This window comes from Actinomadura rugatobispora, from assembly GCF_055379765.1.
Genome location: NZ_AP029191.1, coordinates 10,416,501 through 10,431,714, shown reverse-complemented (window position 1 = coordinate 10,431,714; position 15,214 = coordinate 10,416,501). Strand labels below are relative to the sequence as shown.

16 protein-coding genes are annotated in these 15,214 nt (G+C 72.3%); 11 read left to right on the top strand and 5 right to left on the bottom strand.

The window, feature by feature from the left end; genetic code table 11:
* Position 1 precedes the first annotated feature (1 nt).
* Positions 2 to 676 (top strand): TetR/AcrR family transcriptional regulator, encoded by a 675-nt coding sequence (locus tag ACZ466_RS46580; protein WP_378279454.1) that lies wholly within the window; start codon positions 2 to 4, stop codon positions 674 to 676.
* 9 nt (positions 677 to 685) lie between these two features.
* On the opposite strand, the gene ACZ466_RS46575 is transcribed toward ACZ466_RS46580, so the two are convergent.
* Positions 686 to 2,227, bottom strand: coding sequence for an amino acid permease (locus ACZ466_RS46575; RefSeq protein WP_378279452.1), 1,542 nt, complete (start codon positions 2,225 to 2,227; stop codon positions 686 to 688).
* A gap of 385 nt (positions 2,228 to 2,612) precedes the next feature.
* On the opposite strand from ACZ466_RS46575, the gene ACZ466_RS46570 reads away from it, so the two are divergent.
* The 7 genes from ACZ466_RS46570 (at position 2,613) to ACZ466_RS46540 (ending at position 7,505) form a co-directional block, all read left to right on the top strand.
* Complete coding sequence (locus ACZ466_RS46570) at positions 2,613 to 3,983, top strand: SMI1/KNR4 family protein (RefSeq protein ID WP_378279450.1); 1,371 nt, start codon at positions 2,613 to 2,615, stop codon at positions 3,981 to 3,983.
* 179 nt (positions 3,984 to 4,162) lie between these two features.
* Positions 4,163 to 4,720, top strand: a complete 558-nt coding sequence (locus tag ACZ466_RS46565; RefSeq protein ID WP_378279448.1) for a ricin-type beta-trefoil lectin domain protein — start codon at positions 4,163 to 4,165, stop codon at positions 4,718 to 4,720.
* Between the two features lie 261 nt (positions 4,721 to 4,981).
* Positions 4,982 to 5,377 carry an ArsR/SmtB family transcription factor gene (locus ACZ466_RS46560; RefSeq protein ID WP_378279446.1) on the top strand — a complete coding sequence of 132 codons (396 nt, stop codon included), beginning with the start codon at positions 4,982 to 4,984 and terminating at the stop codon, positions 5,375 to 5,377.
* The gene (locus tag ACZ466_RS46555; RefSeq protein WP_378279445.1) at positions 5,310 to 5,792 is read left to right on the top strand and encodes an SRPBCC family protein; all 483 of its coding nucleotides are present in this window, start codon (positions 5,310 to 5,312) and stop codon (positions 5,790 to 5,792) included. The genes ACZ466_RS46560 and ACZ466_RS46555 overlap by 68 nt, the downstream gene beginning before the upstream one ends.
* Positions 5,779 to 6,351, top strand: a complete 573-nt coding sequence (locus ACZ466_RS46550; protein WP_378279444.1) for a TIGR03086 family metal-binding protein — start codon at positions 5,779 to 5,781, stop codon at positions 6,349 to 6,351. The genes ACZ466_RS46555 and ACZ466_RS46550 overlap by 14 nt, the downstream gene beginning before the upstream one ends.
* A gap of 236 nt (positions 6,352 to 6,587) precedes the next feature.
* Positions 6,588 to 6,983: a hypothetical protein gene (locus ACZ466_RS46545; RefSeq protein WP_378279442.1), complete on the top strand. Its 396-nt coding sequence runs from the start codon at positions 6,588 to 6,590 to the stop codon at positions 6,981 to 6,983.
* A gap of 108 nt (positions 6,984 to 7,091) precedes the next feature.
* Entirely contained in the window at positions 7,092 to 7,505 is a 414-nt protein-coding gene (locus ACZ466_RS46540) for a pyridoxamine 5'-phosphate oxidase family protein (protein ID WP_378279440.1), read from the top strand.
* Positions 7,506 to 7,619: 114 nt separating this feature from the next.
* Here ACZ466_RS46540 and ACZ466_RS46535 read toward each other — a convergent pair whose 3' ends face one another.
* Both ACZ466_RS46535 and ACZ466_RS46530 read right to left on the bottom strand, forming a co-directional pair.
* Complete coding sequence (locus ACZ466_RS46535) at positions 7,620 to 10,280, bottom strand: bifunctional acetate--CoA ligase family protein/GNAT family N-acetyltransferase (RefSeq protein WP_378279438.1); 2,661 nt, start codon at positions 10,278 to 10,280, stop codon at positions 7,620 to 7,622.
* A gap of 270 nt (positions 10,281 to 10,550) precedes the next feature.
* Positions 10,551 to 11,558 (bottom strand): Acg family FMN-binding oxidoreductase, encoded by a 1,008-nt coding sequence (locus ACZ466_RS46530; RefSeq protein ID WP_464041972.1) that lies wholly within the window; start codon positions 11,556 to 11,558, stop codon positions 10,551 to 10,553.
* Between the two features lie 134 nt (positions 11,559 to 11,692).
* Between ACZ466_RS46530 and ACZ466_RS46525 the strand changes: the two genes are divergently transcribed.
* From ACZ466_RS46525 to ACZ466_RS46515, 3 genes are read left to right on the top strand one after another with little or no spacing between them, the layout of a single operon-like run.
* On the top strand, positions 11,693 to 12,064 hold the full coding sequence (locus ACZ466_RS46525; protein ID WP_464041971.1) for a CBS domain-containing protein: 372 nt from the start codon (positions 11,693 to 11,695) through the stop codon (positions 12,062 to 12,064).
* A complete protein-coding gene (locus tag ACZ466_RS46520; RefSeq protein WP_464044053.1) occupies positions 11,950 to 12,498 on the top strand; it encodes a CBS domain-containing protein in 549 nt (182 codons plus the stop codon). The genes ACZ466_RS46525 and ACZ466_RS46520 overlap by 115 nt, the downstream gene beginning before the upstream one ends.
* A gap of 58 nt (positions 12,499 to 12,556) precedes the next feature.
* Positions 12,557 to 14,065 carry a penicillin-binding transpeptidase domain-containing protein gene (locus ACZ466_RS46515; RefSeq protein ID WP_378279433.1) on the top strand — a complete coding sequence of 503 codons (1,509 nt, stop codon included), beginning with the start codon at positions 12,557 to 12,559 and terminating at the stop codon, positions 14,063 to 14,065.
* Here the strand turns inward: ACZ466_RS46515 and ACZ466_RS46510 are convergent.
* A complete protein-coding gene (locus tag ACZ466_RS46510) occupies positions 14,009 to 14,299 on the bottom strand; it encodes a hypothetical protein (protein ID WP_378279431.1) in 291 nt (96 codons plus the stop codon). The genes ACZ466_RS46515 and ACZ466_RS46510 overlap by 57 nt on opposite strands.
* Positions 14,289 to 15,152: a universal stress protein gene (locus tag ACZ466_RS46505; protein WP_378279429.1), complete on the bottom strand. Its 864-nt coding sequence runs from the start codon at positions 15,150 to 15,152 to the stop codon at positions 14,289 to 14,291. Before ACZ466_RS46505 ends, ACZ466_RS46510 begins: the two co-directional genes overlap by 11 nt.
* Between the last annotated feature and the right edge of the window lie 62 nt (positions 15,153 to 15,214).

Genomic DNA, 15,214 nt, shown 5'->3' with positions numbered 1-15,214 from the left:
CATGGGCACCAGCGGACGACGGGTCGGCCGGCCGCGCGCGGCGCAGCGCCCCGACAGCGGGCTTCCCGCACGGGAGGAACTGCTGGCGGCGGCCGCCGAGATGTTCACCGAGCGCGGCTACGCGGCCACCTCGACCAGGGCGATCGCCGAGCGCGCCGGGATGCGGCAGGCCACGATGTACCACTACTTCGACGGCAAGGAGGACCTCCTCGCCGCGCTGCTCGAAGGCACGGTCACCCCGTCCCTGCGGCTCGCCCGCGGTCTCCTCGCCGACGACGGCCCCGCCCCGGCCGAGGCCCGCCTGTGGCAGCTGTGCCGCTCCGACGTCGAACTGCTCTGCGGCGGCCCGCACAACCTCGGCGCCCTCTACCTGCTGCCCGAGGTCCGCGCCGAACAATTCGCCGGATTCCACCGGGTCCGGGCCGAGCTCAAGGAGACCTACGGGCAACTGCTCGCGGCCACGGAGAGCTGCGGCGCCCTCGACAAGCGCGAACTCGTGCTCCGCACCGACCTGGTGTTCGGGCTCATCGAGAGCGTCATCCTGATCCACCGCTCCGGCCCGGAGCGTCCCGTCCCGGTCTTCGCGGCGGCGACGGCGGACGCGGCGCTGCGGGTGGCCGGCGTCCGCGAGGAGGACCTGGCGGCGGCGCGCGAGGCGGGCCGGAACCTGGCCTGACGCCCCGCGCTACGGCACCGGAGCGGGCTGGGCCACGGGCGCCTCCGCCGGACGGCGCCGCGCCCGGTACACGGCGCCGAGCAGCACCGTCGCGCCGAGGAAGAGCGCGGTGAACCACTGGAAGTACCAGTGCCCGCCCTCCGGGTCGTAGACCGCGGCGCGCGGCCAGGCCAGGTTGACGGTCATGGCCAGGCCGTAGACCAGGGCGAGCGCGTTGATCGGCAGCCCCCACCGGCCCAGCGAGAACAGCGGCCGGCCGGTCTCGTCCACGCCGGGGTCGGCGGACCAGCCGCCGCGCAGCCTGCGCACCAGCATCGGCCCGGTGACCATCGCGTACGCCAGGTACAGCATGGCGATGCAGGTGGTCCCGATCGCGAGGAACGCCTCCGGCGAGGCCAGGTTCAGCAGGCAGAGCCCGGCCGCGGCGACGCCCACCGTCACCGCGGGCGCGGCCGGCATGCCGGTGCGCGGGGAGACCCTGGACAGGACGCGCGAGGCGGGCACCACCCCGTCGCGGGCCATGGAGAACAGCATCCGGGTCGCCGACGTCTGGATCGCGAGGGTGGCGACGGCGATGGCGACCGCCACGTCCACCAGCAGCGCCTTGCCGACCCCGGACCCCAGGCTGCTGGTCAGGACGTACGCCAGCCCCTCGGTGGCCAGCCGCCCGTCGGTCAGGCTGGGCGCCGCGAGCAGCCCGCCGAGCACCATCAGGGTGGCCAGGACCCCGGCCGCGAAAAGAGCGGTGAGGATCGTGCGGGGCGCGGTGCGGCGCGGGTGCCGGGTCTCCTCGCTCATCTCGCCCGCGCTGTCGAACCCGATCAGGACGTACGCGGCGGCGAACGCGCCCACCAGCAGCGCGCCGATCGTCCCGCCCTCGCCCCCGGTGCGCAGGGTGACGCCCCCGCCGCGTTCGGAGTGGGTGAGCAGCAGCACGATGATGAGCGCGGCCCCGATGATCTCGGCGGTGACGCCGATCCGGTTGATCGCCGAGAGCACCCGGTTGTCCAGCACGTTGACCAGCGTGGTGAGGGCGAGGAGCATCCCGGCGAGCACGGCGGCGTTGGCCGCCCCGGTCGCCGTCGTGGGCGCCGGGTCGCCCCCGACGAGCTGGAAACCGCTCCAGATCGCGGGCAGCACCACCTGCAGCGCGAGCGCCGCGGCGGCGACCACCACGATCTGCCCGGTGACCATGATCCAGCCGGCGAACCAGCCGAAGGTGGGACGGCTGAGCCGGGTGGACCACTGGTAGATGGCGCCCGAGATCGGGTAGCGGGCGGCGAGTTCGGCGAAGCAGGCCGCGACCAGCAGCTGGCCCAGCAGGACGGCGGGCCAGGTCCAGAAGAAGGCCCCGCCGCCGAACGAGTACCCGAAGGCGAAGAACTGGAAGACGGTCGTGAGGACGGAGATGAAGGAGAAGCCGGCGGCGAACGAGGCGTAGCGCCCCATGCTCCGGTGCAGTTCCTGGCTGTAGCCGAAGCCGGCGAGCGCCGCGGAGTCGCCTGCCGGGCCGGTGGCGTCCGCGCTCGGCGGTGGAGCGGTGGCGGTCATGGCAGCAGCCCCAATCCCTAATTCCTGTCAGGCGACAGAAATTAGGAAGGGGATGTTTCCGCAGCATGTCACCCCCGTATCCAGGCAGGGTCCAAGTGCTCACCACCCCCCTCGCACTCAGGGCACGCCGAACCCGACCCCGCCGCCGGCCATCAGGACGGTCGCCGGAACCCCGCACCGTCGCCCAGATCCAGCCGCACAACCTTCACCGCAACCGGCCGACCACCCCGAAAACGGCCCAGGAAGCCCCGCCCTTGGGCGGTCGGTTCCTGGGATCGGGACGTGAGGACATCGCCGTCCAGTTGACCGGCGAGCATGTACGGCATGTCGTTGCCTGCCTCCATAATCACCTCACCGTGCTCGCAGCAATGACCGGAGGTCGGCGTTGTCCTCGATCTATGACTTCGTGACCTGGAAGCCGCTGCTGAGGCTTTTGCGGGCGGCCCATGCGGAGAAGGCCGGCGCTTCGGGCGGGCACGTCGGAGGGTGGGTCGACCGTGCCGGCAATCGGCGCCTTCTCGATGCGCGGCGGATCTCGTCGTCCGGGCAGGGGACGCGGGCCGAGGAGGAGGCGGTGGAGCAGGTGCGGACCGCGCTGGAGGACGCGGGTCTGGTGGCCGTCTCGTTCGTCGCGGAGATCTGGCCGGACGGGCGGCGGACCGTGATCCACCTGCTCCCTCCCGACCTGGCCGCCTACACCGACATCGGGGAACTGCCCGGCACGCTGGTCCTGGTCGAGAACTCCGCCCCGGAGCCCTGGCGCCGTCTTCCCGACCCGATGCCGGACGCGGCGCCCGCACCGTCGGCGGATCCGGAACTGCTGGAGCGGACGCTGCGCGAGCGCCTTCCCGATGCCATCGGCGCCACCCAGGAGGAACTCGACGCCGCGCAGGAACGCCTGGGTGTTCCGTTGCCCGACGAGCTCACGGTGCTCTACCGCGCGACAAGGGCGAACTGGGAGGACTACGGCGACGTTCAGGCCGCGGACCGCGAGTGCGAGGCGGTGGGCTGCGAGCTGTTCCCGCTGGAGGAGGTGTACGTCGCCGATGCGGCCTCCCGCCCATTCGAGTGGAAGTCCGCGGCGACGAAAGCGGTCGTCACGCCGCCCGGCTCGGCTGTGCAGGGTCTGGCCGGTTCGCCCGGCTGGATCGTCTTCGGGGACAGCGGTGGCGGCGACCTGATCGCGGTCGATCTGACGCCGGGCCCGGGCGGGCACCTGGGCCAGATCATCTGGCTCGACCACGAGAAGGCGATCGGCGCCGACCTGCGCGCCGAGTCCTTGACCGACATGGTGGTGAACCGCCGCGACCAATGGCTCACCGGCCCTCACGGCAACGGCCCTGGGGTCGTGGCCCACGTCAACGGCGGGCACCTGCCGGACGTGGAAGCCGCCGCACACCCCCGACTGGAGGTCCTGAGCATCGGGCCGCGGGACCGGCCGCTCAGTCTCGCCCCGGTCATCGGCCTGCCCCGGCTGCGGACGTTGTGCGCCGCAGCCGGCTCACTGACCGACCCACTGGAGATCACCCGGCTGGACGCGCTGGAGTTCCTGGAACTCGCGCCGGACCAGTGGCGCGTCCTCCTCGACGCCGACGCCGTCCCGCGCAGCCTGCTGGCGGCCAGGATCGAAGTGAACACGCGGTCCAAGCCGGACCTGTTCCCGCTCACGGCGCTCGCCGCCGAAATCTTCGCCCTCTGGGACCGCTCCCCCTACTCCCAGACCACCATCGAGGGTCATCTCGATCCGATGCCCTGACGATCAAGCCCCTCAGGGGCACGGGCCGAGGGCATGCGCGTGCCGGCCGGCCGATCCGATGGCAGATGTGCCCGGCGAAACACGGAACCCGGCAACTGGCCACCAGCGGACGAATGGGCGACACGACGAATTCCCTCAGCAGAATAGAAAATCGACACAGTCGATACTCGGGGAGACCCATGTCCGTTTCTCGATCATTCCGGGCGGCTGCTCGGTGGCTGGCGCCCATCGCGGCGGCACCGCTGATCGCGATCATGACCGGCGGGCCCGCGCACGCCCAGCCGTTCCAGCCCAACGCGAAGTTCATCGCCAGGACGCAGCATCCAGCGGCGCGCTGCCTGGACGCCGACCTGGGCACCGTGGGCCATCTGGTGACCAAGGTCCAATTGTGGGACTGCAATTACCAAATACAGCAGAACTGGAATACCGGGGCATGGAGTAACAACACGCTCGGGATATGGAGCAGCGTCTCGCCCTTCTGGTGTCTGGACGCCCTCCCCTACGGCGGCAACGGCACCATCGTGGAACTGCGGGGCTGCAACGGCGGTCTCGGTCAGCAGTGGCTGGTGCGCGGCTCGTCCCAGCCTTTCCGGATCGTCCACGTCCCCACCGACCGCTGCCTGGAGGCCGCCGCCGCCACGGTCAACGCCAACGGCTCGCGCATGCAGTTGTGGGACTGCAACGGCCAGCCGCACCAGGGCTGGTGGGTCACCTACGTCGCGACCCCGGTCGGCTGAGAGCCCGTCTCCAACCCCGGGCTCGGAACCGTGGCCGCCTCACTGGCGGCTTCGTTGCAGGCCTCGAAGTCGGGTGCGGAACCGGCCGCGCCGCTCGCCCACGGGGAACATGGCCGGCCGCCGACGGCCGGCGCGCGTCCCGGCATCGCGCAGCGCCCGATGCACTCCCCATGGTAGGAGCAGCGCTTTCAACCGGGCGGTTGACGGGTGGCGGGCTTGCGATCTACGGTTGTTTCAACCATCGAGTTGAAAGGGAGAGGGATGAGCACGGACACGCTGTCCCGGGTCTTCGCCGCCCTCGCCGATCCCACCCGGCGCGACATGGTGGCCCGGCTCTCAGAGGGCGACGCGACCGTGAGCCGGCTGGCCGAGCCGTACCGGATGACGCTGCAGGCCGTCTACAAGCATCTGCGGGTGCTGGAGGACGCCGGGCTCGTCAGCCGGCCGCCAGGGCCTCAGCCCCGCCCGGTGCGCCTGGAACTTCAGGCCCTCGACCTGATGGACACCTGGATCGAGCGCCACCGGCGCCGCGTCGAGCAGCGCTACCGCCGCCTCGACATCGTCCTGGAGCAGATGAAGGGGGAAGAACATGAACAGGATCAGGGAGACGGCCATCGAAGCCGACCCGAGACTGCCGGTCATCCGGACGACGCGTGACTTCACGGCGACGCCCGAGCAGCTTTTCCGCGCCCACACCGATCCCGCGTTGTTCGCCCGGTGGGTGGGCCCCAGCGCCATGACCACCCGGATCGAGCACTGGGACGCGCGGACCGGCGGCAGCTGGCGGTACGTCTCGGAGCGCGACGGCACCGAGTACTGGTTCCACGGCTGCTTCCACGAGGTGCGGCCGGACCGCATGGTGCAGACCTTCACCTTCGAGGGCGATCCTGAGGGGGTCGCGCTGGAGACGCTGTGGTTCCAGGACTTGGGCGGCGGCCGTACGCGGCTGCGAGCGCAGTCGCTGGTCGACAGCTTCGAGGGTCGCGACGCGATGCTGCGCAGCGGTATGGAGGTCGGCATCGACGAGGGTTACGCCAAACTGGAGAGGATGCTCATCGATGACGCTGCCTGACCGTCCGGCCGAGCGGCACCGGCAGGTCGCCGGGCTGTTCACCGACCGGGTCCGCGGTACCCGGTCGTGGGACGCGCCGTCCCCGGTCGCCGACTGGACCGCCCGCGACGTCGTGCGCCACCTGACCGAATGGTTCCCCGCGTTCCTGGCCTCCGGTGCCGGCATCGACCTGCCCCGCGGACCGTCGGTGGACGAGAACCCGGTCGCCGCATGGCAGGTTCACTGCGACGGCGTGCAGGCCGTGCTGGACGATCCGGAGACGAAGCGCCGGGAACTCACCAACCCGCACATCGGCAGCCTGCCCCTGGACACCGCGATCGACCAGTTCTACATCGCTGACGTGTTCATGCACACCTGGGATCTGTCCAGGGCCACCGGCCAGGACGACCGGCTGGACCCCGACTTCTGCGCTCAACTCCTCGGCGGGATGGAACCCATGGACCAGGTTCTCCGCTCCTCCGGCCAGTACGGCGCGCGCGTCGAGGTCCCCGGCGACGCGGATGTCCAGACCAAACTGCTGGGCTTCATCGGCCGGGTTCCCTTCTGGTCGGGGTCGTGAGCCGGACACCCTGACCTGCGTGGACACTGGAGCCGGTGTGGTCCGCGGAGGTCGCCGGCGGTGGTCGGCCCCAGGCCGGCGCCGCCGTCGTGCGTGCCCGGTGCCATGCCCTCACAAGATCAACCGGTCCTTGGTACGTACGGCGGGGCGGCGGGGACCAAGGTCCCTGGGGAGGCGGCCTTCGAAGGTGGACGCTGACAGTGACGGCCTTTCAGCCACGTTCAAGGAGGCTCACGGTGCCTGCCAGCGCTCCGGAGGAACTCGACATCCAGATCACGACCACAGCGGAGGTGTCGCAGGAGGATGCGCGCTTCGCTCGCGAAGTCGTCGCCTGGGCCATGGCCCACGCCCAGGGCCCCGTTCTGTACTCCAGGGTCACGCTCAGCGTGCTCAAGGATCCCGCCGTGCCGCGTCCCGCTCTCGTTTCCATGCGAGTGGATCTCAACGGCCGCCCGGTCAACGCCAACGCCGCCGCGCGCACCATGCCCGAGGCCGTCAACCTGGCCGGCCGGCGCCTGCGCACCCGTGTGGAGCACCTGGCGGAGTACCGGGAGGCACGCCGCAGGGCACCGGCCCGCTCCATGACGAGCGGCGGCCCGCGCCCCTGGGGGCCTGCGCCGGAGAACCTGTAAAGAGTGAATCCGCCGGCGCACCGAACCGCCCAGCGCACTCACCAAGAACCTGAACAACGAGGACGTTCGTCTCTGCGCTGGGCCACCCGGCACGTCAAGGCTTGAAGTATGAACGACGAAAACGGCTTTCGAGCTCTCGGCCGTGAGAAATGCCTGGCGTTGCTGGCAACGGCCTCGCTGGGGCGGGTGGTTTACACCGATCGGGCGCTTCCGGCCATCCAGCCGGTCGACTTCGTCCTCGACGAGCACGGCGACGTGATCATCCGGGCCGCGCCCGGCTCCGAGCTCGACGACTCCCTGCGCGGCGCGATCGTCGCCTTCGAGACCGACGACATCGATCTCGCCACGGCCACCGGCTGGTCGGTCACCGTCGTCGGACGCGCGGACCATGTGGCCGGTGGCGATCTGGAGCGTCTTCCCCTCGGCCCTTGGCCCTCCGAGCCGCGCGGTCACTTCATCCGCATCGCGACGCGTTTCATCACCGGGCGCCGCCTGCTCGCGCCGGTGCACGCCGATGCCTGATGGGCGTGGCAGACGCCACGCCCCTGGCGGGTTCACATGATGAAGTGGGCGAGCTCGCCCGGTGGGAAGCGCGCGAGCCCGCCTCCCTCGCTGCCCGGCGTTTCCCCAGGGTCGTCAGCGGAGCCTGCGCAGGTAGGGGTCCCAGGTGCGGTGCGGGACGAGGCGGACGCGGGCGTCGACGGCCACCACGCCGTCGGGACGGACGATCACGGGGTTGAGGTCCAGTTCGGCGATCTGGGAGTGGTCGACGGCCAGCCGTGCGATCCGCAGCAGGACGTCCTGGAGGCCCGGCAGGTCGCCCGCGGCGCGGGCCGGGTGGCCGAGCAGGACGGGTGCGATCCGGGCATCCCGGACCAGGCTCTCGGCCTCCAGGTCGGTGAGCGGGGCGAGCCGTGCGGCGCGGTCGGCCAGCGCCTCGGTGTCGACGCCGCCCGCGCCGAACACCACCAGCGGGCCGAAGATCTCTTCCTGGACCAGGCCGCAGAGCACCTCCACGCCTTCGGCCGCCATCGCCTGGACGAGCACGCCGTGGAGCTCGTTCCCGAATCGGTCGGCCATCTCCCGGTAGGCGGTCCGGACCTCGGTCTCGCCGCGCAGGTCGAGGTGGAGCGCTCCGGCGGCGGTCTTGTGCAGGACGCCCGGGACATGGGCCTTCAGGGCGACCGCACCGCCGAGTTCGGCCGCGGCGCGCACCGCGGCGTCCTCGGTGGGGGCCCAGCGCCACGGCGCGAGAGGGAGACCGTAGGCCTCGAGCAGCCGGAAGGTCTCCAGCGGCGGCAGCCACCCTCCCTCGGGCGCCCGTCCCAGGAACCCGTCGATGATCGACGTGACCCGGCCGCGGTCGAGATCGGAGTAGGTGGGGCCTGCCCCTTTCGGGCGGGCTCGCCAGCCCGCGTACTGCCAGGCCGCGGCGAGGGCCCGGGCCGCGTTCTCGGGGAAGGCGTAGGCGGGCACGCCGTCCTCACCGGCCGTGACGGTCTCGGCCTGTCCCAGTACGACCGCGGCGACCGGTTTGCCCGTGCCGCGCAGGGCGGTGGTCAGGTCGCCCAGGGCCGTCGGGACGACCACGGCCAGGATCGCGTCCACCGTCTCGTCGTCGGCGGCCGCTTCCAGCACGCGGCGGAACCGTTCGGGGGTGACGGCGGCGGTGGTGTCCACGGGGTTGGCGACGGCGGCGGGCGCGGGCAGCAGGCCGGCCAGCCGCTCCCTGGTGCGGGGCGAGAGCGGCGGCACGATCAGCCCGGCGTCGGCGCAGGCGTCGGCGGCCAGCACCCCTCCCCCGCCCGCGTTGGACACGATCGCCACCCGCGGCCCCGCCGGAAGCGGCTGCAGGGCCAGCAGCGCCGCCGTGCCGACCAGGTCGCCGAGGTCGTCGGCGGCGATGATGCCGGCCTGGCGGAACAGCGCGTGGCGGGTCACGGCGGGCGTGGCGGCGGCCGCGGTGTGGGAGGCCGCCGCGCGGGTCCCGGCCGCGGAACGGCCCGCCACGACCGTCAGCAGCGGCATCCGCTCGGCCACCCGGCGCGCCGTGCGGGCGAACTTGCGCGGACTGCCGAAGGACTCAACGTGGACCAGGCCCAGGCGGGTGCCGGGGTCGGCCTCCCACCACATGAGCATGTCGTTGCCGCTGACGTCGTATTTGTCGCCCACCGAGGCGAACGAGGACACCCCGATTCCCAGCCGGGAGAGGTGGTCGAGCAGCGCGACGCCGACCCCGCCGGACTGCACCACCACCCCCGCCGACCCGGCAGCCGGGCGTCCGGCCGCGAACGTGGCGTTCAGGCGGGAGGCGGCGTCGGCGACGCCCAGGCAGTTGGGCCCGACCAGGCGCATGCCGTAGGTGTGGCAGGCGGCCTGCAGGTCGCGGCTGTGCTCGGCGGTCAGCCCGGAGCTCACCACCACGACCGCCCTGGCGCCGCGGCGCCCGCAGGCCGCGGCGGCCGGTGCGACGGCCGGGGCCGGGACCGCGAGCACGGCCAGGTCGGGCGGCTCGGGCAGGTCGCCCGGCGCCGCCACGCAGGGCACCCCGTCCAGGACGGTGCCCGCGGCGTGCGGATTCACCGCGTACACCGCGCCCTCGAAGCCGCCGGTACGGATGTTGTGCAGGATCGCGCCCCCGACGGATCCGGGCTTGCGGCCGGCCCCGACCACGGCGACCACCCGCGGGTGCAGGAGGGGTTCCAGGCTGGCGACGGTGGCGCGGCTCTCCCTGCCGGCCACGGCGTCCAGGTAGCGGTCGTCGGTGTCCAGGTAGCGGTCCCCGCCGTCCAGCGGCAGGGTCGCCTCGACCACGCCGGCCGCGTATCCGCGGCGGGCGGGCAGCCCGGCGTCGGCGAACACCCGCAGCATCGCCGAGTTCTCCGCCAGCACGTCGGCCCGGAACGCTCGGACGCCGCGGGCCCGCGCCCGCGACGCCAGATGTTCCAGCAGCAGCGTCCCCACGCCGCGATGGTGCATGTGCTCGGCCACCGCCAGCGCGATCTCGGCCTCGCCGCCGCCGATGGCCTCGTACTGGGCGACGCCGATCAACCGCCCCTTCAGCCAGGCGCCCAGCGTGAGGTGGCCGGGGCCCGGCTCGCGGCACACGTTCGCCGCCACCTGATCGGCCATCGAGGGGCTCAGCCCGAAGAAGCGGAAGTACAGGCTCTCGGCGGACAGCCCGGCGTGCAGGCCGCGGACCTCGTCGCGGTCCTCGGGCACCACCTGCCTGATCTGGACTTGGACGCCATCGGTGAGCAGGGCGAAGACCTCGGCGGACGAGGTGTCGTGTGTCATGGCCACCAGCCTCCGGCCCGCGCCGCCGCACCCGCAGCGGCCAAGAGTCATCCAGTCCCGGGACCTTCGCCCCTACTTTCCCGTGGGGCGTCCGAACCCCGTGCGGGCGAGCGTGCTCGATCGCTCAGTCCGGCCCCTGCCGCGCAGGGGCCGAACCGTCGATTGCGACGACGATCGGATACCGCATGATCGGCTCCCTTCCCGAGGATGCGCGTCTGGCCGCCGCGGCCGAAGTTCGACGATCCCGGAGGCGGCAGCCGCTTCGCATGGTCATGCGGGGCCGGTTTCGTCGACGATGACCTCATTGATGGGCCGCCGAACGGTCGCAAGCTCGGGGCCCTCCGGGACGCCCAGTCGCAGCAGCATCTGCGGGTACCGGCCGTTGCAGAACCGTGTGCGGATGAACTCGCGCAGTTCCGGGATCTCCAGGGCCTGCGTGTGGAACGCGGCGGCCAGGTCCTCCTCGGCCGCGGCCCGCAGCAGCATCCGCTGGAGCGCCTGCCCGGCCCGGAGCCAGTCCAGCGGCGTGTCGCCCCGGGTGGTGAGCATCAGGACCAGTCCGGTCGACGGCTCGTCCGGCCCACCGCCGGGGCCTTCCCGCACTCCCCAGCCGTGACCGCGGGCGAAGTCGCGGGCGGGAAAGTACGGTTCGGTATGCGGCGCGTCGCCGGGGTAGGCGGCCTCGTGCACGCCGTCGGCACGCCTGCTGCCCGGTGCCGGAGCCCAGCGCGCCTCCTCACCGGCCAGCCTCGTGTCGAGGTGCAGCAGGTGTTCGGCGGCCTGGGTGAGCCCCGCCAGGGCCTGCCGGGTGTGCTCCTCCACGACTTGGACCAAGCGGACGTCCCCCTGTTCGGCTTCCAACCGCAGGACCGCGAGCATGGAGGGCCTGACCTCGGCGTGCTTGAAAGCACCCCGGTGCGTACGCCTCCGCCGGACCGCCTCGGACAACCGCTGCGCGTGCTCATCGTCCAGAGCACGGGCGCCCAGCTCGACGTCCGCCATCAGATGGGGCCGGTCCGGGTCGGGCAGTTCGCGGACCCCGGCCTCGCGGCCGAGGGCTCCGACCGCGATCCGCAGCGTCGCCAGCGCCGCGCCGCAGCTGATCAGCATTTCCCGGCCCTCGGGGTCGGCCACGCCCAGCCGCCGATCGGCGTCGGCGCGCAGGCTGATCCGCGCACCCCGGACGGCGAACCTCCACGGCTGGGTGTTGTGGACCGACGGCGCCCACACCGCCGCCTCCACCGCCTCCCGGACGTCCCGTGACACGTCTTCCGGCACGCCGGCCGTAGTCGGCCGCCCTCCCATGGACTCCATGACGTCTCCCCCCTCACTTCGCCCGGTTTCCAGTCGACCACCAGGACGTTCGGGCCCAGAGAGGCGAAGGTCCCTCCTCCTGAGGAACTTGGCCGTTCATGGGTTCGGGGCGCCGTGGCCTCTTGACACGCCTCACCGGGACCTTCGGCCCTTCAGGACCGGCAGCACAGGCCGCACGATGGCGGCAGGCCCATCGGACCGAGGGTGAGGGGCGCGTCATGTTGATCGGTGAGGTGATGACCTCCCCGGTGGTGACCCTGCCGAGGCGGGCCACCGTCCGGCAAGCCGTCCGGGTGCTGTACGAGCACGACATCACCGCCGCCCCGTCGTGGACGAGGGCGGCCGGATGGTCGGCATCGTCAGCGAGATGGACCTGCTGCGCGGCGCGTTCGAGGCCGATCCCCGCGCCTTCGCCCGCCCGCCGGCCGCTCCGGGCGCGCCTCCCCCGCGGCGGGTCGAGGAGATCATGACCACCGAGGTCCGCACCGCGCGGCCCGCCTCCGACGCCGCCGCGCTGGCCGAGATGATGATCACGACCGGGATCAAGAGCGTGCCGGTGCTCGACGGCCCCGTCCTGGCCGGCATCGTCAGCCGCCGCGACCTGCTCGCCGTGCTGGCACGCGACGACGCCCGCGTCCGGGACGACGTGATCGCCGTGCTCGACGAGCAGGGGGCGGGGGGCCGGTGGGCCGTCACTGTCCACGACGGAAGCGTCGAGTTGCGCGGTGAGGCCGACGAGGCCGCCCGGGCCGTGGCCGACGTCCTCGCCCGCACCGTGCCAGGCGTCTCCAGGGTCACCGTCCTCGAACCGACCCCCGACCAGGGCGAGGGCCGAAAGGACGCGCCGCACTCGCGTCGCCGCGCCCGGATCTGGCCAACCGGCGTGGGCCATGATCGGAGATGATCGTTGACGGCCTTCGAAGGGGGCGGCGTTGCGATCTCGTGGGGTCTTTGTCCTTGCGGTGCTGCTGATCATCGTCCTGGCGGCCGGCGGTGTTGCCGCCCTGACCTTTCCATGGCGGGATCCAGGTACTCCCGAGCAGGTCTCCCGCGACTACTTCGCCGCCTGGCGCAGGGGCGCCCTGGACCGCATGGCCGAACTGGTCTCCGAGCCGCCTGGCGACTACGCCGAGCAGCATCGGGCCCTGTCCCGGGGACTCAAGGTGTACTCGGTCGCGCTGGCTCCGGGCCCGCTGGTCCGCCAGGCCGCCGACCGGAACCAGGCCCGCCAGGAGTTCGAGATCTCTCGAAACCTCGCGGGGCGAGTGACCTGGACCTACCGGTCGACTCTGGAGTTGAGCCTGGTGAAGGGCCAGTGGAGGGTCCTGTGGAGCCCGGCCACCCTGCATCCCTCACTGACCGGATTCGCCGTCTGGACGCTCACCGAAACCAAGACCGCCCCCGCGACGATCACCGACGGGAAGGGGCGGCCGCTCTCGGAGTACAGTTCGCTCCAGCCCTACACCGCGGCCCTGTCGGAGGATCTCGGCGACTCCGAAGCCGACACCTCGGGATGGGCCGTCGAGATCACCGAAGCGCGACGGGCGCCCCAGCGGCTGGCACTGCTGGGGGCCGACCCGTCCGAACGGATCCGGACGACGCTGGATCCCCGGATCCAGGCCGCGGCCGAGAAGGCGATCTCCGGTCGGACCGCCTCCGCCCTGGTGGCGGTGCGCCCGTCCACCGGGGAGGTGCTGGCCGTCGCCGACAGGCTGGGCGGACGCAGCGCGTTCCTGGGCGCCTACCCGCCCGGCTCCACCTTCAAGGTGGTCACCGCCGCCGCCCTGCTCGCGGACGGCCTGTCCGCCGGCAGCGACGTCCGCTGCCCCGAGTCGGTGGTCACCGCGCAGCGCACCATCCGCAACTCCCAGGGCCTCTCTCTTGGGACGGCCTCGCTGCGCAACGCCTTCGCGGCTTCCTGCAACACCACCTTCGCGCAGCTGGCCGTGGAGAAGCTGGGCGCCGGCAAACTGGCCGACGCCGCGCGCTCGTTCGGCTTCGGCGGCTCGATCACCCCTGGAATCGCGGCCACCCCAGGCTCCTTCCCCACCCCCGGCGGTGGTGCCGAGCTTGCCGAGGCGGCCATCGGCCAGGGACGGGTGCAGGCCAGCCCGCTCACGATGGCGCTGGTCGCGGCGGCCGTCGCGGACGGGCGGTGGCGGCCGCCGCGTTTGGTCGACGCCAAACTGATCCGAGGAGAGCTGCAGCGCACCCGCCCGGTGCCGGGAGCGAGCTCGCTGCGCGAGATGATGCGCGCGGTCGTCACCGACGGCACCGCCGAACGCGCGGACCTCCCGGAAGGCACCGCGGGCAAGACCGGAACGGCCGAGGTCGGCGACGGCGGCAAATCGCACGCCTGGTTCATCGGCTTCCACGGCGAGGTGGCGTTCTCCGTGCTGGTCGAGGGCGGCGGCTCAGGCGGCGAGGTGGCCGCCCCGCTCGCCGCCCGGTTCCTGCACGCCCTGCGATGAGTCACGGCCTCGCCCGGTCTGGTCATCCGAGCCATCGGCGCTCCCGGGGCCGAACTCGCCGGAACGGTATCGGTCGTCCACACGGTGGGGCCGCAGCTCACTTGGCGGATTCCAGGACCAGCCCAAGACGTCGCCCGGCCCCAGCGTCTCGATCACCACCGCCGCCTCCTGCGGGCCGTGCTCGCGCTCCGCGCCAGAAGAACGGCTCATGCGCGAGCGCACCTCATCGATCATGGTCAGCCTCCGGCTGCACGATCGCCACCGCGCACGGAGCGTGCTGCAACAGGGCCCCGCTGGTGGCGCCGAGCAGCAGCGGATCGAACCCGCCCATTCCTCGATTGCCGACCACGATGAGATCGGCGTCATCGGCCGCCTCGAACAGGGCCTCGCGCGGGGGGAGCATCGGCACCGACGTGGCCGCCTGCACCTCCGGGTACCGGATCCGCCACGGCTCGACGGCCCGCTTCAATCGGGTCTCGCACATCCGCAGCAGCTTCTCCTGCTCGGAGAACAGCGCGAGATCGGCTTCGGGCACCGCGCTGGGCTCCCAGCAGCCGTGGACGGCCAGCAGCGACCACCCGCGCAGCGCCGCCTGCCGGAAGGCGAAGGCCAGCGCCGCCTCACCCCCGGGTGATCCATCGACACCCGCGACGACCAGCCCATTCCGTGCCGCCGCGTTCCGCACCACCACGACCGGACAGGTGGAACGGGCGGGCAGCCGCAACGCGGTCGACCCCAAAGAAAGTTCTCCCCGCCCATGTGAACCCACCACGGCCAGTTCGGCGTCACGGCACGCGTGATTCAGCGCAACGTGCGCAGGCCCGTTCATCAAGTGCTTGCTCACCGGGACCGTGGGCTCCGCCCGCAGCGCCAGCTCCACACCGTGGTCCAGAAGATGCTGGCCCACCCGCTTGAGGGTCGCGCTCCCCTCGTAGTCGATGTAGTCGATCGGATAGGGCCAGCGCCAGGCGTGCACGACCTCCAGCGGAAGCTCCCGCAGCCGCGCCTCCTCCACTCCCCACCGCAGAGCGTGCTCGCTCTCCTCGGACCCGTCGTAACCAACGAGCACATACCTCCCCATGGTCATCCCCCTCCTGGTCCGGCGCCATCACCCATCCCACTCCCGGGAACGGCCACGAGCACAGGGCC